General features: G+C 73.6%; 23 protein-coding genes. 14 read left to right on the top strand and 9 right to left on the bottom strand.

Annotated elements, in window-relative coordinates; translation table 11 throughout:
- Nucleotides 1-166: 166 nt before the first annotated feature.
- Genes ACT26F_RS14720 through ACT26F_RS14710 form a run of 3 tightly spaced genes read right to left on the bottom strand, consistent with a single transcriptional unit; the run spans nt 167 to nt 3,490 of the window.
- On the bottom strand, nt 167-1,639 hold the full coding sequence (locus ACT26F_RS14720; RefSeq protein WP_471671295.1) for a GuaB1 family IMP dehydrogenase-related protein: 1,473 nt from the start codon (nt 1,637-1,639) through the stop codon (nt 167-169).
- Nucleotides 1,640-1,658: 19 nt separating this feature from the next.
- A complete protein-coding gene (locus tag ACT26F_RS14715) occupies nt 1,659-2,789 on the bottom strand; it encodes a sensor histidine kinase (RefSeq protein WP_471671294.1) in 1,131 nt (376 codons plus the stop codon).
- A gap of 5 nt (nt 2,790-2,794) precedes the next feature.
- Entirely contained in the window at nt 2,795-3,490 is a 696-nt protein-coding gene (locus tag ACT26F_RS14710) for a class I SAM-dependent methyltransferase (RefSeq protein WP_471671293.1), read from the bottom strand.
- A gap of 60 nt (nt 3,491-3,550) precedes the next feature.
- On the opposite strand from ACT26F_RS14710, the gene ACT26F_RS14705 reads away from it, so the two are divergent.
- Complete coding sequence (locus tag ACT26F_RS14705) at nt 3,551-4,270, top strand: oxidoreductase (protein WP_471671292.1); 720 nt, start codon at nt 3,551-3,553, stop codon at nt 4,268-4,270.
- 221 nt (nt 4,271-4,491) lie between these two features.
- On the opposite strand, the gene ACT26F_RS14700 is transcribed toward ACT26F_RS14705, so the two are convergent.
- On the bottom strand, nt 4,492-5,301 hold the full coding sequence (locus ACT26F_RS14700) for an HAD family hydrolase (RefSeq protein ID WP_471671291.1): 810 nt from the start codon (nt 5,299-5,301) through the stop codon (nt 4,492-4,494).
- Nucleotides 5,302-5,433: 132 nt separating this feature from the next.
- On the opposite strand from ACT26F_RS14700, the gene ssd reads away from it, so the two are divergent.
- The 8 genes from ssd (at nt 5,434) to ACT26F_RS14660 (ending at nt 10,334) form a co-directional block, all read left to right on the top strand.
- Nucleotides 5,434-6,468 (top strand): septum site-determining protein Ssd, encoded by a 1,035-nt coding sequence (ssd, locus tag ACT26F_RS14695; RefSeq protein ID WP_471671290.1) that lies wholly within the window; start codon nt 5,434-5,436, stop codon nt 6,466-6,468.
- Nucleotides 6,465-7,580 (top strand): TadA family conjugal transfer-associated ATPase, encoded by a 1,116-nt coding sequence (locus ACT26F_RS14690; protein ID WP_471671289.1) that lies wholly within the window; start codon nt 6,465-6,467, stop codon nt 7,578-7,580. The genes ssd and ACT26F_RS14690 overlap by 4 nt, the downstream gene beginning before the upstream one ends.
- Nucleotides 7,577-8,365, top strand: coding sequence for a type II secretion system F family protein (locus ACT26F_RS14685; protein WP_471671288.1), 789 nt, complete (start codon nt 7,577-7,579; stop codon nt 8,363-8,365). Before ACT26F_RS14690 ends, ACT26F_RS14685 begins: the two co-directional genes overlap by 4 nt.
- The gene (locus ACT26F_RS14680; RefSeq protein WP_471671287.1) at nt 8,362-9,051 is read left to right on the top strand and encodes a type II secretion system F family protein; all 690 of its coding nucleotides are present in this window, start codon (nt 8,362-8,364) and stop codon (nt 9,049-9,051) included. Before ACT26F_RS14685 ends, ACT26F_RS14680 begins: the two co-directional genes overlap by 4 nt.
- Before the next feature lie 121 nt (nt 9,052-9,172).
- Nucleotides 9,173-9,367, top strand: a complete 195-nt coding sequence (locus ACT26F_RS14675) for a DUF4244 domain-containing protein (protein ID WP_471671286.1) — start codon at nt 9,173-9,175, stop codon at nt 9,365-9,367.
- 66 nt (nt 9,368-9,433) lie between these two features.
- Nucleotides 9,434-9,652 (top strand): DUF4244 domain-containing protein, encoded by a 219-nt coding sequence (locus tag ACT26F_RS14670; protein WP_471671285.1) that lies wholly within the window; start codon nt 9,434-9,436, stop codon nt 9,650-9,652.
- Nucleotides 9,649-9,984, top strand: a complete 336-nt coding sequence (locus ACT26F_RS14665; protein WP_471671284.1) for a TadE family type IV pilus minor pilin — start codon at nt 9,649-9,651, stop codon at nt 9,982-9,984. Before ACT26F_RS14670 ends, ACT26F_RS14665 begins: the two co-directional genes overlap by 4 nt.
- Nucleotides 9,981-10,334 (top strand): Rv3654c family TadE-like protein, encoded by a 354-nt coding sequence (locus ACT26F_RS14660; RefSeq protein WP_471671283.1) that lies wholly within the window; start codon nt 9,981-9,983, stop codon nt 10,332-10,334. The genes ACT26F_RS14665 and ACT26F_RS14660 overlap by 4 nt, the downstream gene beginning before the upstream one ends.
- A gap of 2 nt (nt 10,335-10,336) precedes the next feature.
- Here the strand turns inward: ACT26F_RS14660 and ACT26F_RS14655 are convergent, their stop codons facing one another.
- Complete coding sequence (locus ACT26F_RS14655; protein ID WP_471671282.1) at nt 10,337-11,155, bottom strand: class I SAM-dependent methyltransferase; 819 nt, start codon at nt 11,153-11,155, stop codon at nt 10,337-10,339.
- A 131-nt stretch (nt 11,156-11,286) separates the two neighbouring features.
- On the opposite strand from ACT26F_RS14655, the gene ACT26F_RS14650 reads away from it, so the two are divergent.
- A complete protein-coding gene (locus tag ACT26F_RS14650; RefSeq protein ID WP_471671281.1) occupies nt 11,287-11,961 on the top strand; it encodes a winged helix-turn-helix transcriptional regulator in 675 nt (224 codons plus the stop codon).
- On the opposite strand, the gene ACT26F_RS14645 is transcribed toward ACT26F_RS14650, so the two are convergent.
- A complete protein-coding gene (locus ACT26F_RS14645; protein WP_471671280.1) occupies nt 11,962-12,714 on the bottom strand; it encodes a GAF and ANTAR domain-containing protein in 753 nt (250 codons plus the stop codon). It lies immediately after the preceding gene.
- Nucleotides 12,711-13,487, bottom strand: coding sequence for a GAF and ANTAR domain-containing protein (locus tag ACT26F_RS14640; RefSeq protein ID WP_471671279.1), 777 nt, complete (start codon nt 13,485-13,487; stop codon nt 12,711-12,713). Before ACT26F_RS14640 ends, ACT26F_RS14645 begins: the two co-directional genes overlap by 4 nt.
- Nucleotides 13,488-13,663: 176 nt before the next feature.
- Here ACT26F_RS14640 and ACT26F_RS14635 point away from each other — a divergent pair, with 176 nt between their 5' ends.
- The gene (locus tag ACT26F_RS14635; protein WP_471671278.1) at nt 13,664-13,942 is read left to right on the top strand and encodes a hypothetical protein; all 279 of its coding nucleotides are present in this window, start codon (nt 13,664-13,666) and stop codon (nt 13,940-13,942) included.
- A 2-nt stretch (nt 13,943-13,944) separates the two neighbouring features.
- Nucleotides 13,945-14,283 carry a DUF3618 domain-containing protein gene (locus ACT26F_RS14630; RefSeq protein ID WP_471671277.1) on the top strand — a complete coding sequence of 113 codons (339 nt, stop codon included), beginning with the start codon at nt 13,945-13,947 and terminating at the stop codon, nt 14,281-14,283.
- On the opposite strand, the gene ACT26F_RS14625 is transcribed toward ACT26F_RS14630, so the two are convergent.
- The gene (locus ACT26F_RS14625) at nt 14,278-16,581 is read right to left on the bottom strand and encodes a DEAD/DEAH box helicase (protein ID WP_471671276.1); all 2,304 of its coding nucleotides are present in this window, start codon (nt 16,579-16,581) and stop codon (nt 14,278-14,280) included. The genes ACT26F_RS14630 and ACT26F_RS14625 overlap by 6 nt on opposite strands.
- Nucleotides 16,582-16,654: 73 nt before the next feature.
- Between ACT26F_RS14625 and ACT26F_RS14620 the strand changes: the two genes are divergently transcribed.
- Together ACT26F_RS14620 and ACT26F_RS14615 are read left to right on the top strand one after the other, a co-directional pair.
- Nucleotides 16,655-16,987 carry an STAS domain-containing protein gene (locus ACT26F_RS14620; RefSeq protein WP_471671275.1) on the top strand — a complete coding sequence of 111 codons (333 nt, stop codon included), beginning with the start codon at nt 16,655-16,657 and terminating at the stop codon, nt 16,985-16,987.
- A 1-nt stretch (nt 16,988) separates the two neighbouring features.
- On the top strand, nt 16,989-18,440 hold the full coding sequence (locus ACT26F_RS14615) for a DUF7059 domain-containing protein (protein WP_471671274.1): 1,452 nt from the start codon (nt 16,989-16,991) through the stop codon (nt 18,438-18,440).
- Here the strand turns inward: ACT26F_RS14615 and ACT26F_RS14610 are convergent.
- Complete coding sequence (locus ACT26F_RS14610) at nt 18,389-19,621, bottom strand: MFS transporter (RefSeq protein WP_471671273.1); 1,233 nt, start codon at nt 19,619-19,621, stop codon at nt 18,389-18,391. The genes ACT26F_RS14615 and ACT26F_RS14610 overlap by 52 nt on opposite strands.
- Between the last annotated feature and the right edge of the window lie 78 nt (nt 19,622-19,699).

Genomic DNA, 19,699 nt, shown 5'->3' with positions numbered 1-19,699 from the left:
TATGACCACGTTCCGTTCTGAACCCGCGGCAGATCTCTGGCACCGTCCTCCCGAGATGGCCAGGTCGGCCTCCGACGGAGTTTCTGCCCTCGAACGTCAACCCTGCTGTCCGCGATGGTGTGCCCTGTTCGCGCCGACGGTCACCGCGCGGCGCGCCCCGCGGGACTCACCAGGAGGCGTGCAGCGGCCGGCCCTCGTCGTAGCCGGCGCTGGACTGCAGGCCGACGACGGCCCGGTCGGCGAACTCGGCGAGCGAGCGGGCGCCGGCGTACGTGAAGGACGAGCGGACGCCCGCCGTGATCTCGTCGATGAGGTCCTCGACGCCCGGGCGGTCGGGGTCCAGGAACATGCGCGACGTCGAGATGCCCTCCTCGAACAACGCCATGCGGGCCTTCTCGAAGCCCGCCGCGTCGCGCGTGCGATTGGCCACCGCGCGCGACGACGCCATGCCGAACGACTCCTTGTAGAACCGGCCGTCGGAGGACGACATGAGGTCGCCGGGGCTCTCGTGCGTGCCGGCGAACCACGAGCCGATCATGACGCTGCCGGCCCCCGCGGCGAGGGCGAGCGCGACATCGCGCGGCCAGCGCACGCCACCGTCGGCCCACACCTGCGCCCCGGACTCACGGGCCGCGTCGGCGCACTCGAGCACCGCCGAGAACTGCGGACGGCCGACGCCGGTCATCATCCGCGTCGTGCACATCGCACCCGGGCCCACGCCCACCTTCGCGATGTCCGCGCCGGCGGCGACCAGGTCGCGCACGCCCGCGGCCGAGACGACGTTGCCCGCAGCGATCGGCAGCCGGCGACCCGTGGCCGCCTCGTGCGCATCGCGGACCTCGCGCACGATCGGCAGCGCGTCGAGCATCTTGTCCTGGTGGCCGTGGGCCGTGTCGACGACGAGGACGTCGATGCCCAGCTCGACGAGGGCCTGCGTCTTGCCGCGCACGTCACCGTTGATCCCGACGGCGGCACCGACGACGAGCCGGCCGTCCGGGTCGGTGGCCGGGGTGTAGATCGAGGAGCGCAGCGCGCCCTTGCGGGTCAGCACGCCCGCGAGCGCGCCACCGTCGACGACGGGCGCGAACGGGACGTGCTGCTCGGACAACAGGTTGAAGAGCTCGCGGGGTTCGCCGCCGGCCGGCAGGACGAACGGGTCGGTCAGCATGACCTCGCGGACCTGCGCGAAGCGGTCGATCTCGGTGGCCTCACGCGGGGTGAAGATGCCGACGACCTTCAGCTCCGGGCCGTGCAGCGACTCGACGACGACGGCACCGCCGTGGGAGCGCTTCGGGACGAGGCTCAGCGCCTCGCCGACCGTCATCGTCGGGGTCAGGACGACCGGGGTGTCGTAGACGGTGTGGGCCGCCTTGACGCGCCCCACGGTCTCGGCGACGACGTCGACGGGGATGTCCTGCGGCAGGATCACGATGCCGCCGCGGCGCGCGACCGTCTCGGCCATCCGGCGCCCGGCCACGGCCGTCATGTTCGCGACGACGAGCGGCAGCGTCGCGCCGGTGCCGTCGGTCGTGCTCAGGTCCACGTCGAAGCGGGACAGGACGTCGGAGCGTCCGGGCACCATGAAGACGTCGTTGTACGTCAGGTCGTGACTGGGCTGCAGATCGTTGAGGAACCTCACCGCACGATTCTACGTGGGGTCAGTCGACGGTGGTGGGCGTGAACTTCGGGATCCGCAGCGTCACCTTCGTGCCCAGGCCCGGCGCGGTCTCGACGACGAGGCCGTGATCGTTCCCGTAGACCGTCCGCAGTCGCTCGTCGACGTTCGCGAGGCCGACCGAGGGAGAGCTCGTGCGGCCGGCCAGCGCGGCGCGCACGGTCTCGGGGTCGGAGCCGACGCCGTCGTCCTCGATCGTGATGCGGCACTCGGTGCCCGCGTCCTCGGCGATCACCGTGAGCGTCCCGGGCCCGGGCTTGCGCTCGAGACCGTGCCGCACGGCGTTCTCGACGAGCGGTTGCACCGTCAGGAACGGCACCGTAAGGCTGAGCACCTCGGGCGCGATCCGCGTCGTCACCTTGAGTCGATCGCCGAACCGCGCCTTCTCCAGCACGAGGTACCGCTCGATCGACCGCAGTTCCTCGGCGAGCGTCGTGTAATCACCGTGCTGGCGGAACGAGTAGCGCGTGAAGTCGGCGAACTCGAGCAGCAGCTCGCGGGCGCGCTCGGGGTCGGTGCGCACGAAAGAGGCGATCGCGCCGAGCGAGTTGTAGATGAAGTGCGGTGAGATCTGGGCGCGCAGGGCGCGCAGCTCGGCCTCCATGAGTGCCGTACGGGACGCGGACAGTTCGGCGAGCTCGAGCTGGCTGGACACCCAGTCGGCCACCTCCGTGGTGGTGCGGGCGAGTCCGGCCGAGGCGCTGTCGTCGACCACCACGATGCTGCCGACGACGCGGTCCTCCACCGACAGCGGCGCGACGATCACGCGGTGGGACGCCTGCGAGCGGCCGTGCTTGAGCGCCGAGGCGACGAGGTCGGCGGTCTGCTCGGTCTCGTCGCCGCCGATCCAACCCAGCGGCCCGTGGGTGTCCGTGATCCCCACGGTGCGCGCGCCGATCAGCTCGCGCAGGTGGGGCAGGGCGCGGGAGACGCTCTCGGCGTCGAGGCCCGCCCGCAGCGCCGGCGCCGCGAGGGCTGCGGTGTGCAGGGTCTCGTAGGTCGCCCGGTCCTCGGCCGTGCCCAGGCTGCGCCGCCGGCTGAGCAGCACCCATCGGGTCAGCGCCGCGAGCGCCACGAGCACCGCGGCGACGCCGAGGCCCAGCCACGCGTCCACGTGACTCAGTCCAGTGACAGCAGGACGGCGTCCGGCGGATCGGGTTCGGAGGCGAGCGCCGACTTGTCGACCCTCGCGCGCAGGCAGCGCGTCTCGTGGCGCAGCCGCAACGATCCCGAGCCGGTCGAGTACTCACGCCACAGCTCGTGGACCGATCCGAGTGCCGAGTCGGGCACCGAGGCGCGTCGGGTCTGCTCGGCGAACCGCAGCAGGCGCGCCAGGTCGAGCTCCTCCCACGCGTTGAACACCTCGACCTCGGGGCTGCCGAACAGGCCCGACGCCGAGAACGTGTCGACGGCCGGCTCGGGCGAGTCACGATCGCCGGTGATCGCGCGGAGACGGCGCATCCACGGGATCGAGTCGTCGTAGCGGCGGCTCATGGTCGACAGGAGGCCGCCGGGAACGAGGACGCGCGCGTACTCCGAGAGCGTCGCGGGCGACTCCTCGAGGAACGGCGTGATGACGACGTCGAACGAGGCGGAGCGCAGCGGCAGCCGATCGCCGCGCGAGCGGATGTACATCAGTTCGCGACGACGCACGGCGGTCACGTCGTCGCCCAGGATCGTGACCTCGTGACCCTGTTCGGCCAGCTCGTAGGCCAGCGGGCCGTCGCCCAGGTGCAGGACCGTGGACAACCGGTCGCCGACGAGCCACTTCGCGGCCCGTGAGGCCGGGCTCCGGGTGACGGCGTCGGTGTCCACGTCCCGAGGCTACCGCCGGGCACGGCCGGGGCCGTGGCGCTCGCTGGGTACGCTGCGTGCGTGTCCGATCCGTTCCTGCCCGCTGCCTCGCTCGAGGGCGTTCCGTCGGCGTACCGGGCGGCACGCGACGGCATCGACGCGGTCCTGCGCGACCGTGGACTGCGCCGCAGCACCCCCGACGACACGGCCCGCTCGCTGCTGATCGGCGCGTGGGCCACCGCGACGCTCGAGGGCAGCGAGTGCGACCTCGACGAGCTCGCCGCCGGCGGCGGCGACGCCACCGCCCGCGCGGCCGTCCGGCTCTCGACCGAGCTGCTCGGGTTGCTGCCGACGTGGCAGCGCTCGCCCGTCCAGGCCCTCGCGCGGATCCATGCGCTGGCCGCGGCCGGATCCGTGCCGGACGACGCCCTCGGGCGGCCCGTGAACCCGGAGGGCGGCCGACGACTGACGGGGCTCGCGACGATGCTCGGTGCGAAGTCCGAGGCGCCGGCGCTCGTGATCGCCGCGCTCACGCATGCCGAGATCGCGGCGGCCGGCGCCTTCGCCTCGCACAACACCGTGGTGGCCCGCGCGGCCGAGAGACTCGTGCTCGTGGCGCGGGGCGTCGATCCCGCGTCGGTGACGGTGCCCGAGGCGGGCCACGTCGCCGCGGCGCCGGACTACTTCGCGGCGCTCGAGGCGTACGCGGACGACGGGTCCAACGGCGTGCACCGGTGGCTGCTGTACGCGGCGGAGGCGTTCACGCGGGGCGCGGAGGCGTCCCCGCTCGCTGCTCGCTGAGCGATCAGATGGTGGCCCGGACCTCGGCTACCAAGCGTGCCTTCGTCAAACGTCGCCCCGGGGCCGCGGGTGTCGAATCGATGCGGTTGTCCCGAGTGCGACTGCCCTGTGGGACGGGAGATCGCCGCGTGGGTACCAAGGTCCGGGCTGCTCTGGAATTCTGCCCCCACCCTGCCTCACTGTGACCCGGATCACAACCCGCTCACCGAATCGGGCGCGGCTCAGGTGCGCACGCGGCGGCGCAGGGCCATCCCGATCCCGAAGGCCAGGATCGAGGCCGACGCGGCCAGCCCGGCGAGCGCCATCGCCTTGCCGCTCGTGGTCTCGGGCACGAGGCGCGGCCGCAGTGCGGTGGGCCGCTCGAACGTGAGGATCGGCCAGCCCTCCTCGGTCGCGCGTCGCCGCATCCCCTTGTCCGGGTTGACGGCGAACGGGTGCCCGACGGCCTGCAGCATCGGCACGTCGGTCTCGGAGTCGGAGTACCCGAAGCTGGCCGCCAAGTCGTAGCCCTCGCGCGCGGCGAGCTCCTCCATCGCGACGACCTTGTTGGGCCCGTACGAGTAGTGCAGGATCTTGCCGGAGTAGCGCCCGTCGACGACCTCGACCTGCGTCGCGATCGCGTGGGTGGCGCCCAGCATGGCGGCGATCGGCTCGACCATCTCCGCGCCCGAGGCGGACACGATGACGATGTCGTGACCGGCCGCGCGGTGCTGCTCGATGAGCTCGAGCGCCTCGGAGTAGACGAGCGGATCGATCACATCGTGCAGCGCCTCGCCCACGATCTGGCGCACGGTGTCGACGTTCCAGCCCACGATCATGCGGCCGATCTCGTCGCGCATCTTCTCGAGCATGTCGTGGTCGGCGCCGCCGAGGCTGAACACCATCTGCGCGTAGGCGCTGCGCAGGACGGCGCGTCGACTCAGCAGTCCCTCGGCGAAGAGGGACCGACTGAAGGCCAGCGTGCTCGACTTGGCGATGATCGTCTTGTCCAGGTCGAAGAAGGCGGCGGGACGTCCTGCAGCGGTCGCCATGCCTTCCAGCGTAGGCGGTCGCCCCGCGTGGACCCGGTGTTCCTCCACACCCGCGCGAGGCGGACCCCACGTGTCCACAGGCCCACGCCGCCCCCTCGCGTCACGGCGGTCCGCACCGCGACGGTGGTGACCATGAGTGCGTCAGACGCCCCGGGCCGGCCGCTGGTGGTCACCTCCGACGAGGACTTCGCCGAGAGCGCGCGCCGCTGGTGCGCCGCGGCCGGCGGTGATGCCGAGCCGCTGGATCGGCCCGAACGGCTGCGCCGGGCCTGGCGTACGGCGCCGGCCGTCGTCGTCGACTCCCGCCGGCTCGACCTCGTCGCGCTGGCAGACCTGCCCCGCCGCGACGGCATCGTCGTCGTGGCGCCCGATCCGCAGGAGGTGTGGCGCGCGGCGCTCGACGCGGGCGCCGGCGACGTCCTCGCGGTCGGGGACGACGCCGCGATCGTCGAGGCGCTCGTACGTGCCCTCGATGGCACGGGCGAGGCGTGCGTCGTCTCGGTCGTCGGCGCGTGTGGCGGTGTCGGAGCGTCGACACTCGCCGTCGCGACGGCGCAGCTCGCGGCCGAGCGGAGCCTGCGCGCGGTCCTCGTGGACGGCGACGCGGCCGGTGGCGGGGTCGACCTCGTCACGGGTGCGGAGGACGCGACCGGCCCGCGCTGGGGCGATCTCGACGGCGCCGTCGGTCAGGTCGCCGCGCACGAGCTGGCGGCAACGCTGCCGGTCCACCGGGGACTGGCGCTCGTCTCCTTCGGTCGGGACGGCGCCCCGGTCCGGTCGGCGGGTCCGGTGGTCTCGGCGGCGGTGCGGGGGTTCGACCTCGTGGTCGCGGACGTGCCCCGGCACCTCGACGATCTCGGCCTCGAGCTCGTCACCCGCTCCCTCCTCACGGTGATCGTGGTCCCGCGCCGGATCGGTGGGGTGGTCGCGACGCGCGCGCTCGCGGACCGGCTGGAGGGTGCGGGCAGCATCGCCCTCGTCACCCGTGCGTGCCGGGGCGGGGTCCCGTCGGTCGCGGTCGGACGAGAGGTCGGCCTCCCGGTACTCGCCGACGTCGGGACGTCCCGACGCGTGGCCGCCGATCTCGAGCACGGCATCGGACCCCTGCGGGCCCGACCCGTCGTGCGGGCGGCTCGACGGATCCTCGACACGGTGGGTCTGCGGTGAGCGCGCCCGCGGAGGTCGTCGACCGGGTGCGGCGGCGGCTGGCCGGCACGGGTGCCGAGGCCACGGCCCACAGCGTCGCGGAGGCCCTGCGCGCCGAGGACCAGCTGTGGGGCACGACGACCGTGCTGGCGATCGTCGACCAGTTGCGGGGCGAGGCGATCGGCGCGGGGATGCTCCAGCCCCTGCTCGACCTGCCCGGGGTCACCGACGTGCTGGTCAACGGCGCCGAGGGCGTCTTCGTCGACGCCGGCCGGGGCCTGGAGCATCGGCCGGAGGTCGTGCTTCGCGACGAGTCGAGCGTGCGTCGGCTGGCCCAGCGACTCGCGGCGAGCGCCGGACGCCGCCTCGACGACGCCGCCCCGTTCGTGGACGGCCGACTCCCCGACGGGACCCGTCTGCACGCGGTGCTCGCGCCCGTCGCCCGCACCGGGACCGCGATCTCCCTGCGGGTCCCGCCACGCCGAGCGCTGCCGTTGACCGAGCTCGAGCGACTCGGCTCGGTGTGCGCGCCGATGGGTGAGGCATTGCGCGACCTGGTGTCGGAGCGACGCAGCTTCCTGGTCACGGGCGGCACGGGCTCGGGCAAGACCACGGTGCTGGCGGCGTTGCTCCAGCTCGTCCCGCCCTCAGAGCGGATCGTGGTGGTCGAGGACTCCGACGAACTGCGTCCCGCGCACCCGCACGTGCTCGGTCTCGTGGCGCGGCCGCCGAACGTCGAGGGGGTCGGCGCGATCGGCATGCGCGACCTCGTGCGGCAGGCGCTGCGGATGCGGCCGGACCGACTCGTCGTGGGCGAGGTCCGCGGTGCGGAGGTCGTCGACCTCCTGGCGGCGCTGAACACGGGTCACGAGGGCGGCTGTGGCACGGTCCACGCGAACGCGCCGGCCGACGTCCCCGCGCGGTTGGAGGCACTCGGCATCGCCGCGGGGCTCACGCGGGACGCCGTGCACGCCCAGGCGGGGGCGGCCCTCGACACCCTCGTCCACGTCACCCGAGGGCCCGACGGGCGACGGGAGGTCGGCGAGATCGCCGCGATCGGCACGAACGCGGACGGGCACCTCGTGGTCCGGCCCCGGCTGACGGTGCGCGCGGGCGTGGTCGTCGACCCGTGACTGTCATCAGTGCCGTCCTCGCGGCCGCGGCGATGCTGGCGCTGCGACCTCCGTGGGGCTGGCGGCGCGTGCGCGTCGACGGGCTGCCGCCGATCACCGGAGTGCGCGCGGTGGTGCGGGTGGCGATCGTCCTCGCGGTCGTCGCCAGCCTCGTGTGCCTGCCGCCCGCACCGACGATCCTGGCGTGGACCGCCGCCGCCGTCGTCGCGACGGGATGGCGGCGTCGGGGTCGCGAGCACCGACGACGGCACGTCGCGCGGCGACGCGAGCGGTGCCACGCGGTCCTCGACGGGCTGGTCACCGAGTTGCGCGCGGGGGCGCCGCCGTCCACGGCCGTGGCGCGGCTCGCCGTGGAGGAGTCCGCGCTCGGCCCGGTCGCGACGGTGGCCGCGCACGGTGGCGACGTCGCGGCGGCCCTCGTCGCGGCGGGTCGGCACCCGGGCGACGAGGTGCTCACGACCGTCGGTCGCGCGTGGGCGGTCTCCGAGGCGACCGGCGCCGCACTCGCCGCGGTGCTCGAACGGGTGCGGGACGCCGCACGTGAGGACCGCGAGCTCGACCGCGAGGTCGTCGCCGGGGTGGGGCCCGCTCGCGCCACGGCCACGCTGCTGATCGCGATGCCTCCCCTGGGCCTGGCCCTCGGCTCGGGCCTGGGCGTCGACCCCGTCTCGGTCGTCACGTCCACGGTCGTCGGCGCCGCATGCGTGGCTGCCGGGACGGCCTCCGCGATCGTGGGCGTGGTGTGGATCGACCGCGTGGCCGACCAGGTCGAGGAGCGCGCGTGATCGCGGCCCTGCTCGCCGCCTCGGCGGTCCTGGTCGCCGTCCCGGGTCGGCCCCGACGGCGCTGGCGTCGCCTCGCGGGACGTCCGACGACGCTGCGGCTCGACCCGGGTCTCGCCGCGGCGGCTCTCGTGCCCGTCCTCGGGTTCCTCCTCATGGACCGGGTCGGACTCGTCGTCGGCGCGGCACTCGCACCCCTCGCCATGCGGCAGGTGGCGGCGATGCGCAGCATCGCCGAGCGTCGGCGCGAGGAGGCCCTGGTGCGGCAGGCACCGCTCGCCCTCGACCTCGTCGGCGCCGTCCTCGCGGCGGGGCGATCGCCCGAGGAGTCGCTGCGCGTGGTCGCGGCCCACACGCCCGCACCGCTGGGCACGGAACTGACGGCGGTGGCCCGCCGGCTCCGCGTGGCGACCGATCCGGTGCCCGTGTGGCGCAGCCTCGACGGCACGGTGCTCGAACCCGTCGGCCGCGCCTTCGCCCGGTCCGAGGGATCGGGGGCGTCCGTCGTGCCGCTCGTCGTGGACGCCGCCGACGACCTGCGACGACGGGCGCGGGCCGCGCGGAGGGCCGAGGTCGCCCGCGTGGGGGTGCGGACGACGCTGCCGATGGGACTGTGCCTCCTGCCGGCGTTCGTCCTCGTCGGCATCGCGCCGACGGTGCTGGCCGTCCTGGCCTCGCTGGGCCGCTGAGGGCTCCGTCCCCAAGCCGTGGCGCGGCCGCCCGGTTGTCCCCAGGCCGTGACGAGTTCCGCAGATCCGGGCCGCTCGCCGCCATGTTCGGGCGTCAGATTCCCTCTCGAAAGGACAGTCCATGTCGGTCCTGAAGTTCCTTCCCTCCCGCGTCCGCCGCGCCGCGGAGCGGGGCATGACCACCGCCGAGTACACGGTCGGCACGCTCGGCGCGTGCACCGTCGGCGGGGTCCTCGTCAAGATCGGCCAGTCCGACTGGTTCGGCGACCTCGTGCAGGGTCTGCTCGGCAAGATCCCGGACCTGCTGCCGTTCTGATCCGACTCCTCCGCGGCACCCGTCCGCCCGGGTGCCGCGGAGGACCCCAACGTGGAGAGGAGAACCATGATCCGGAAGGCAACGGTCCGTGAGCGGGGCCGGGACGAGCGCGGGCAGGTCACGGCGGAGTACGCCGTCGGAGCGCTCGGCGCCGTGACCCTGGGCGCGGGAGTGATGTGGGGGCCCGAGGCGCTGCTGCCCCGATGGCTCGCCGGGTTCGTCTCCCGGACCATCGTCCGCTCGTTCGAGCTCAACCTGCCCGACCTGTTCCGGTGGCCCTGGTGAGGCGACGCGATCCGGGGATGGTGACCGCCGAGACCGCGGTCGTGCTGCCGTTCGTGGTGCTGGTCGCACTCGTGCTCGTGTGGGTCGTCTCGCTCGGGGTCGTCCAGGTGCGGCTCGTCGATGCCGCGCGCGACGCCGCGCGCGCGGTCGCGCGGGGCGAGACCCGGGCCGAGGCTCGCGAGGCGGCGCGAGCCCTCGTCCCGGGCGCGACCGTCAGGATCCGCATCGCTGACGGCCGAGCAGCGGTACGGATCCGGCACCGCGCGACCCTGCCCCTCGTGCCGCGAGTTCATCTCGACCTGTCGGCCTCGTCGGTCGCGGTGGTCGAGTGAGCCGCCGTGAGGCAGGGTCGGCGACGGTGCAGGCGCTCGCCGTCACCGCGGCACTCGTCCTCGTCGCGGTCGGCTGTCTGCAGGTCGCGCTCGTCATCGGGCTGCGCCAGCGCGCCGCCTCGGCCGCCGACCTGGCTGCCCTCGCCGCGTCGCGGACGAGCGTCGAGGGCGGTGATCCCTGCGGGGTCGCCCACGACGTCGTCGCCGACAACGGCGGCCGGCTGCGTGACTGCCGGATGGACGCCGACGTCGCCACGGTGACGGTCCGGGTCACCGGTCCGCGCTGGTGGCTCGGTCGGTGGGCTGCGGAGCGCCGGGCCCGGGCGGCGCCGGCGTGGTACCTCGAATGAGGTCAGGCCGCGGCTCGGCGCGCGGTGACGAGCAGGTACTCCCAGTCCATCGTCCCGCCGTCGATCGCCTCGTCCCCGAGGGCCGCCAGGGCCCGGTCGAGCTCGGCAGCGCGATCGGGATCCTGCGCGAGGGCGCGATAGACCGCGATCGTCGGACCGTAGTGGGCCTTGAAGAAGTCGCGGAACGCGGCGCCGTCGTCGAAGAGGTCCACCGGCAGTCGGCGTCGGTCGGCGTGGAACCCGTCGACTCCCGTGCCGAGGAGCGACCGCACGTGCTCCTCGTTGCCCCACAGCGGCGGGGGCTGCGCACCGGGAGGCGGTGCGGGCGCGAACGGCTTCATCGTGGCGAACATGCGGCCGATGAAGCCCTCGGGCGTCCAGCTCGCCAGCGCGATGGTCCCGCCCGGACGGGTCACCCGCACGAGCTCGGCCGCGGATGCGGCGTGGTCGGGGGCGAACATCACGCCGACGCACGAGAGCGTGACGTCGAACGAGGCGTCCGGGTAGGGCAGCGACTCGGCGTCGCCGACCTCCCACTGAATGCGCGCTCCCGCCGCCGTGGCGTGGTCGCGGCCGACGTCGAGCAGCTCGGGGGTCAGGTCGCTCGCGACGACCTCGCCGCCGGCGAGGGCGGCGGGGATGGCCGCATTTCCCGAACCGGCGGCGACGTCGAGGACGCGATCGCCCGGGCGGATGCGGGCCGCGTCCACGAGGGCCTGGCCCAGGTCGGGGATGACCTGCGTCGCGACGCGGTCGTAGTCACCGCTGGCCCACAGGGCACGGTGACGGATCTTGATGTCAGAAGTGGTGGTCGTGTTCATGGTTCGACGATCCGCCCGGACGTGCCGGTGCCTCCAGTGCCGGATGTGAAGCGACGGCGGTTCACGATCTGTACTGGTCAGCGTCACGGTCTCGGGTTTCTACTGGGAGGTGGGGCCGAGGAGGTCGACAGATGACTGGATACGGACAGTTCTGCCCGGTGGCGAAGGCGATGGAGGTGCTCGACGAGCGGTGGACCCTGCTCGTGGTGCGCGAGCTGCTGTACGGCAGCACCCGGTTCAACGAGTTGCGCCGCGGCGTGCCCAAGATGTCGCCGGCGCTGCTGTCGAAGAGACTCCGGACGCTCGAGCGCGTGGGAGTCGTGCGACGCGAGGAGGTCGGCGGGCGGGCGGCGTACACGCTCACCGAGTCCGGTCGTGAGCTGCACGGCATCGTCGAGTCGCTCGGCACGTGGGGCATGAGGTGGATCGGCGACCTCGGCGAGGAGGACTACGACCCGCACCTGCTGTTCTGGGACATGCGACGCAAGATCCCGGTCGCGAACTGGCCGCGCGAACGGACGACCGTGGCCTTCGAGCTGGCCGACGTGGCGCCGAAGGTCGGACGCTGGTGGTTCGTGGTGAACGGCGACGACGTCGACGTGTGCGACTTCGATCCCGGTCACGAGCCGGTCGCGACGATCCGCACGACGCTGCGCGAGCTGGTCGCGGTGTGGCGCGGTGACGTCACCTGGCAACAGGTGCTCGCCCACGCCGAGGCGCTGGCGCCGACCGACGTCGTCCGGCGGCTGCCCGAGTGGATGGGGCAGTCCGAGCTGGCCGGCGTGCCACGTCCCGCCGTCGCCTGATCAGGGCAGGATGGCCACGGCGCGCGCGTGCTGCAGGACCGCCTCGTGACGCAACCGCCTGCCGACGACGTCGCGCGCGACGTCGCTGAGCTTGCGACCGTGGTCGCGGGCGTAGCGACGCAGGACCGTGAAGGCGGAGTCCATCTCGAGATCGCCCGCCCAGGCGATCACGCCCTTGGCCTGCTCCACCGTGATGCGGCTCGTCAGCGCGTGCTGCAGTTGTGCGGTGACGGTGGCGCGGTCCGCGGCGGACCGCTCGTTGACGATGGCCACGCTCGCGACGTGCACGAGGGCCTGGGCCAGGGCGAGGTCGTCGGGGCCCAGCGCGCCGGTCTCGGCTCCGAACAGTCCGATCGCGCCGATCGCGGTGTCCTTGAGTCGCATCGGCAGGGCGTGGACGGACTTGATCCCCACGTCGCGGGCCGCCGCGCAGAACTGGGGCCAGCGGTCGGTCGCCTCGGCGAGGTCGGGGACCAGGACGGGGGCCTGCCGGCGGTAGCAGTCCAGGCAGGGGCCCTCGTCGCGCTGGAGCTGGAACATCTCGAGGTGGTGGGTGCGCTCCGAGGAGGAGGCCACGAGGTGCAGCACGCCACGCGCATCCGCGAGCAGCAGACCCGAGGAGGAGATGTCGAGCAGACTCGCGCAGTTCGTGGTGAGCTGCGACAGCATCTCCACGACGTCGTAGTCCCCCACGAGCTCGTTGGACAGGTCCACGAACGCGCGGACGACCTCGACCTCCCTGCCGTCGATCATCGCGATCCCCCCGGTGTGCGGCCGGTGCCGTCCTGCCCGGCCTTCGGGTCGCGTTCGAGCGTCAGTCGGCGCTCGATGATGGCCCGGGCGACCTGGCCGGCGGTCTGGTTGGTGGTCATCGCGTGGGCCCGCAGTCGCACCAACGCCTCGGTCGCGTCGACGTCCAGCGCGGCGATCAGCATCCCGGTCGCCTGGTAGACCTCGATGCGGTCCATCTCGATCAGGAGGTCCTCGCCGGTGCCGACGTCCGTGCCGGCCGAGTCGTCGAGCTCGTTGGCCCTGCGCGCCCCGGCCATCAGGTCGAGCAGTGGCGCCGAGGCCAGCTCGGCGGCGATCATCGCCCCGGTGAGCGCGTTCCCCGCCAAGGGGCCCGGCCGGACCCGGAACAGGTCGAGGGCTCCCACGCACACCGACGTGATCATGATCGGCAGCGCGAACACTCCCTGGATGCCGTCGTCGAGCAGGGCTCCCCGGAAGGCGGGCCAGCGCTGTTCCCGCGCCGAGCCGAGGTCCGGTGCCAGGACCGGGGCGCGTGACGCGACCGCGTCCAGGCAGGGACCCTCGCCGAACGTGAACTGGTACTCGTCGAGCAGTCGGCTGGCCTCGCTGCTGGAGCCGAACGTTCCGGTCGAGGCGCCGTCGTAGATCACGGAGACCGCGGCCCCGTCCACGCCGAACAGGTCCACGCAGGAGGTGCACAGGGTGTCGGCCGCGGAGGGGCCAGCGACGGCGGCGCTCAACTCCGACCTCATGGCATCCAAGGAGGCTGTCACCAGGACCCCTCTCGTCGTCCACGGCACGGCAACGGGAGCGAAAGCCCCATGTCTGCAGCCTAGACGTCTCACGAGAAGGTGCAGTGCCGAGCGTTGTACGACTCGCACTGGTGACCGGCCTCTGGAACCTCCCGCTCTGGGTACGTCGTGGACGAGACCCACCCAGAGGAGAACCCATGAGCAAGATCATCATGCTGGCCATCGCCGGCGGCGCCTACCTGCTCGGCGCCAAGGCAGGCACCGAGCGCTACGAGCAGATCACCGGTCAGGTCGCGAGGCTGTGGAACGACCTCCGCGTCCAGGAGCAGACGGCGAAGGCCACCGATCGGGTCAAGCAGACGGCCGCGAAGGTCACCGACTCCGACGACGAGGTGACGCCGAGCCAGTTCGGCCAGACCCCGAACTCCTCGAGCGACTCGCAGCCCGGCGGCCGCTCGACGGCAGAGTCTCGATGAACATGAGCACATCGTCCGACCAGGCCGTCACGGCCGACGACATCGAGGCGGACATCGAGCGCACCCGGGAGCAGCTGGGCGAGACGGTCGACGCCCTGGCGCGCAAGTTCGACGTCAAGACCCGGGCGAAGGACCGCATGGCCGATGTCAGGCACCGCACCGAGGTCCAGGTCGATGCCGCGCGTTCGCACGGATCGGCGTGGCTGGCCCAGGCCAGGGACATGACCCAGGACGACGAGGGCGACACGAGGCCCGCCGTCCCAATCGTGCTCGGCGTGGTCGCGGTGGCCACGGCGGTCGGCTCCTGGCTGCTGTGGCGACGCCACGAGGCGAGGTCATGAACCGGTAGGCGTGACGTGGCGCTGGGACAGCACCGCGTCGAGGAGCAGGACGGCGCCGGCCTTGTCCAGCGGGTGGTTGCCGTTGCCGCACTTGGGTGAGACGACGCATGACGGGCAGCCGTCGCGGCACGTGCAGTCCGCGATCGTCTGACGGGTCATCCGCAGCCACTCGGCCATGCGTGCGTGGCCCCGCTCGGCGAAGCCCGCGCCGCCCGGGTGCCCGTCGTGGACGAACACCGTGAGCCGTCCCGTGTCGACGTGGTGGGCGGTCGAGAGACCGCCGATGTCCCAGCGGTCACACGTGGCCAGCAGCGGCAGGATGCCGATCGCGGCGTGCTCGGCGGCGTGCGCCGCGCCGGGCAGACGCTCCGGGTCCATGAGCGCGTTCGCGACGTCGGGATCGAGGGTCCACCAGACGGCCGTGGTCGGCAGCGTCCGCTCGGGCAGGTGCAACGGCTCCTCGCCGATGACGCGTCCGCTCCGGCGGTCGCGGATCTGGTAGCCGATCACCTGGCTGGAGACCTCGACATCGCCGAACGCGATCGTCGCCGGCCCCCACGTGGTGCTGCGGCGCTCGTCGACGATCGTCACGGTCGTGTCCGCGCGGGCGCTGGTCGTGTGGTGGACGTCGGCGCGGCGGACGACGGCCGTGCCGTGCTCGTGGTCGTACTCCTCGACGAGGTGGTCCTCGCCGCGGTGGACGTAGACGGCGCCCTCGTGGACCTCGGCGTCGGCGGAGGCCGCATCGACCGTGCCGACGAGCCGGCCCGTGCCGGCCTCGACGATCTGCACGGGGTGTCCGCCCGAGGAGCGGATGTCGGCGAGGTCGGCGGCCCGGTCGCGGCTGGTCCAGAACCAGCCGCCGGCCCGGCGTCGCAGCAGACCGGCGGCCTCGAGCGCCGCGACCCCCTCGGCGGCGCGGTCGCCGAAGCGCCCGAAGTCGGCCTCCGTCAGCGGCAGCTCCTGGGCCGCGGCCGCGAGATGGGGACCCAGGACGTAGGGGTTCTCCGGATCGAACACCGTTGCCTCGACCGGCGCCCCGAGGACGGCCTCGGGGTGGTGCACGAGGAACGAGTCGAGCGGGTCGTCGCGCGCCACCATGACCCCGAGGCTCTCGGCCCCCGCGCGTCCGGCGCGGCCGAGCTGCTGCCACAGGGCCGCCCGGGTGCCGGGGAAGCCGACCGTCACGACCGCGTCGAGTCCGGCGATGTCGATCCCCAGCTCGAGCGCGTTCGTGGTGGCCAGTCCGAGCAGGTCGCCCGAGCGGAGCCGCTGCTCCAGCTCGCGTCGTTCCTCGGGCAGGTAGCCGCCGCGGTACGTGGCCACGCGGTCCGGCAGCGACGGGTCGACCTCCTCGAGCGCCCGCCGCGTCGTGAGCGCGAGCTGCTCGGCGCCGCGGCGCGACCGGACGAACACGAGCGTGCGGGTCCCGCCCACGACGAGGTCGGTGAGCAGGTCGGCCGCCTCGGCACCGGCCGCGCGGCGCACCTCGACTCCCTCGCGGTCGGCCCGCAGGGGCGGCTGCCAGAAGGCGACGGTGCGCCCGGCGCGCGGGGACGCGTCGGCGGTCACGGCGGTGACGGGGGTCCCGAGCAGGCGCTCGGCCGACACCGCCGGCTCGGCGACCGTCGCCGACGACAGCACGAAGCGCGGGTCGGCACCGTAGTGCTCACACACCCGTCGCAGGCGGCGCAGGATCTGGGCGACGTGCGCGCCGAACACGCCGCGGTAGTGGTGGCACTCGTCGACGACGACGATCCGCAGCCCGGCCAGCAAGCGGGCCCAGCGCTCGTGTCCCGGCAGCAGCGTGCGGTGCAGGATGTCGGGATTGGTCAGCACCCAGTTCGCGTGGTCGCGGGCCCAGACCCGCTGCTCGCGGCTGTTGTCACCGTCGACCGTGGCGGGCCGGAGCCCCGGTGCCGCGGTGGGCAGCCGCCGCAGCTGGTCGGCGGCCAGCGCCTTGGTCGGGGCGAGGTAGAGCACCGTGGGGCGGCGGGCCCCCGCGAGGGCGGACCCGGCGCGCCCGTCGCGCAGGGCCTGGAGCGCCGCGGCCTGGTAGACGAGCGACTTGCCCGAGGCCGTGCCGGTGGCGACGACGACGTCGTCGCCGCCGTGCAGTGCGGCGAGCGCCTCGGCCTGGTGCGCCCACAGGACGTCGGCACCCTCGCCGGCGAAGAGGGCACGGACCTCGGGGTCGATCCACGCGGGCCACGGCTCGACGACGGCCTCGGCGGGAGGCTGGTGCTCCACGTGGACGAGGCGCTCGGCGTGACGCGCCAGGACCGGGTGCAGCTCCATGGCGCCAGTGTCCCCCACGGCACCGACGCCGCCACGGTCCGCCGAACTGCGCGGGGTGTGGTTGGATTTCGCCATGGACCTGACGCTCTCGGAACGGGAGGTTCCGCCCTTCCACATCGTGGAGGTCGCGGGTGAGATCGACGTCTACACCGCGCCGCGGCTGCGCGAGGTCGTCGTCGGAGCGATCGAGGCGGGCCACACGCGGCTCGTCATCGTCATCGAGGACGTCGCATTCCTCGACTCGACCGGCCTCGGTGTCCTCGTCGGCGCCCTCAAGCGGGTGCGCGCCGACAACGGCTCGCTCGACATCGTGTGCACGAGCGAGCGACTCCTGCGGATCTTCGGCATCACCGGACTGGACAAGGTCTTCGGCCTGCACGCGTCCGTCGACGACATCGTCTCCTGACGTGACGGACGGCATCGCACGCCTGCGCGCGGCGATCGAGGGCTTCACGGTCGACGCCGTCCACGACCTCCTCGGCACGCCCGCGTGGCGCGCACTCGCCCGAGGCGAGACCGCCCCCGGCCTGCGGGCCGCCGCCGACGGCTCGCCGCTGTCGACGCTCGTCCGGCTGTTCCAGCTGCAGGCGCCGGTCCCGCGCGCCGCCGCCGAGGCCGCGTTCGGGGACGCGTGGCCCGACGCCCGCGAACTCGGCCTCGTGGCGGTCGACGGCGACGAGGCGCGCGCCCTGCTGGACGTGCGGCCCTACGGCGACGAGCAGCACGACTGGTGGGTGCTGTGCGACCTCACTCCCGGACTCGACGGCCGCGAGAACCCGCAGGACCCGCTCTACGTCCTCGGGATCAGTGAGGCGTCGTCGTCCCTGGCCCAACTGACCGTTCGCCCGCACGTGGGCCGCGCGCTCGACCTCGGGACGGGGTGCGGCGTGCAGGCCCTGCACCTGGCCGGTCACGCGAGCGAGGTCGTGGCGACGGACGTCAATCCGCGCGCGTTGCGACTCGCGAGGCTCACGGCCGCCCTGAACGGGATCGACGTCGACGTGCGCGAGGGCAGTCTCTTCGATCCGGTCGCCGACGACCGCTTCGACCTGATCTGCACGAATCCGCCGTTCGTCGTCTCGCCGCCGGAGGGCGACCGGCTCGTCTACCGCGAGACCGGCTTCGAGGGCGACGACGTCGTCCGGCGGATCGTCGCGGGCGCGTCCGACCGGCTCAACGACGGCGGCTGGTGCCAATTGCTCGCGGCGTGGATCCACGAGGACGGGATCGACTGGCGCGAGCGTCTCGGCGGCTGGATCGAGCCGACCGGACTCGACGCGTGGGTCGTGCAGCGCGAGCGCGTCGACCTGCCCGAGTACGCCGAGATGTGGCTCGCCGACGCCGGCTTGCGGCACCGCGCCGACCACGTCGAGCGCTACGACCGTTGGCTGTCGTGGTTCGCGGACGCCGGGATCGAGGCGATGGGCTTCGGCTGGATCACCCTGCGCAAGGCGGGTCGCGAGACCCCGCAGGTCCGCATCGAGGAGTGGACCGCGCCCGTGGCGCAGCCCGTCGGTGCCGACTTCCTGGCGTGGGGCGGACGGACCGACGCCCTCGCGGCCGGCGACCTGCTGGACGTGCGCTGGCGCCTCGGGGCCGACGTCCTGCAGGAGACCGCCGGTCCGGTCGGTGCGGAGGACCCCGCCGTGATCCGGGTCCAGCGCACCGGGGGCCTGCGTCCCGTGCGTCAGGTCGACACGATCGAGGCGGGCCTGCTGTCGGCGAGCGACGGCGACCTCACGGCCGGCCAGATCCTCGACGCGCTCGCGCAGCTGCTCGACCGCGACGCGCACGACGTGCGCCGCACCTACTCGCCGATGGTCGCCGAGCTCGTGGCCGACGGCTTCCTGACCGCCTGACCACCCGGCCGCCCGCGGTACCGGGCCTGGCCGGCCAGCGACGCGACCGCGATGAGGACGCCCGCGATGCCTCCCGCGGCGAATCCCGCCGCCGCACCCCAGCGGTCGATCGCGGTGCCGATGAACGGGCCGGCGATCGCACCGCCGATCGTGAACGCCGTCGCCTGCCAGCCCATCGCCTCGCCGCGGCGCGACTCGTCCGTGAGCCGCGCGATCCACTCGGTGCTCGCCGTCATGATCGGTGCGCACAGCATGCCGGCCGGGATGCACGCGAGCGCGAGCGTCCACGGGGCGTGGGCGATGCCGATCGGGATCGTCAGCAGACCCATCGCCAGCAGCAGGTGCGACGGCCGGATCGAGGCGGGCCGGGCGCCGTAGACGAGACCGCCCACGAGCGAGGACAGCCCCCACCCGAGGTAGACGATGCCGACCAGCTCGACCGCGCCGAGCTCGCGCAGCGCCGCGATGATCCCCAGGTCCGTCGCCATCAGCGCGACCATCGACCCGCCGGAGACGAGGAAGAGGAAGAGCAGGTCGGCGTTGATCCAGCCCAGGCCCCGGGCAGGGGTGTCGGGTCGCGCGGGCGCGTCGTGGCTGCGGGTCGGCGGGTCGACCCACCACAGGATGCCCAGGCCGACCGCGACGGTCGCGGCCACCGTGAGCAGGGCGACCTGCGGCGAGGCCAGCACCACGAGGGCGCCGGCGGCGGCGGGGCCGATGATGAAGGAGGCCTCGGCCGTGACGGAGTCCAGCGCGAAGGCGCTGCGGTGCATCTCGCGGGGCAGCCGCGCGGCGAGCGAGACCCGCACGATCGAGTGGACCGGCGCCATGAACAGTCCCGCCACGAACCCCAGCGGCAGCAGCCACACGTAGGAGGCGGTGGCCGCGAGGGGGTACACGACGAACAGCGCCACGATCGACGGGAGCAGGGCCCGTCGCAGGCCGAAGTGGTCGATCAACCGCCCACGCCACGGTGCGCCGAGGGCGACCCCCACGGTCTCGGCGGCGGCCACGAGACCGGCCTGTCCGTACGAGCCGCCGAGCCCCTCCACGACGAGCAGCGTGAGGACGAGCGGCAGCGCCATCATGGGGATCCGGGCGAGGAACGCCGCCACGTAGAGAGGGACGGCTCCGGGTGTGCGCAGGACCCTCGCGTACGTCACCTTCTCCACTCGGTCCATGATCCCACCGACCGCACCTGTGGCAAAAATGGTTGACAGGAAGCGCTACGGTGGGCGTCGATTGGCCCGGATCGCCAG

It is taken from the genome of Aeromicrobium sp. SP1, from assembly GCF_055663785.1.
The sequence above is the reverse complement of the archived record's forward strand: the minus strand, read 5'-3'. Positions and strand labels throughout refer to the sequence as shown.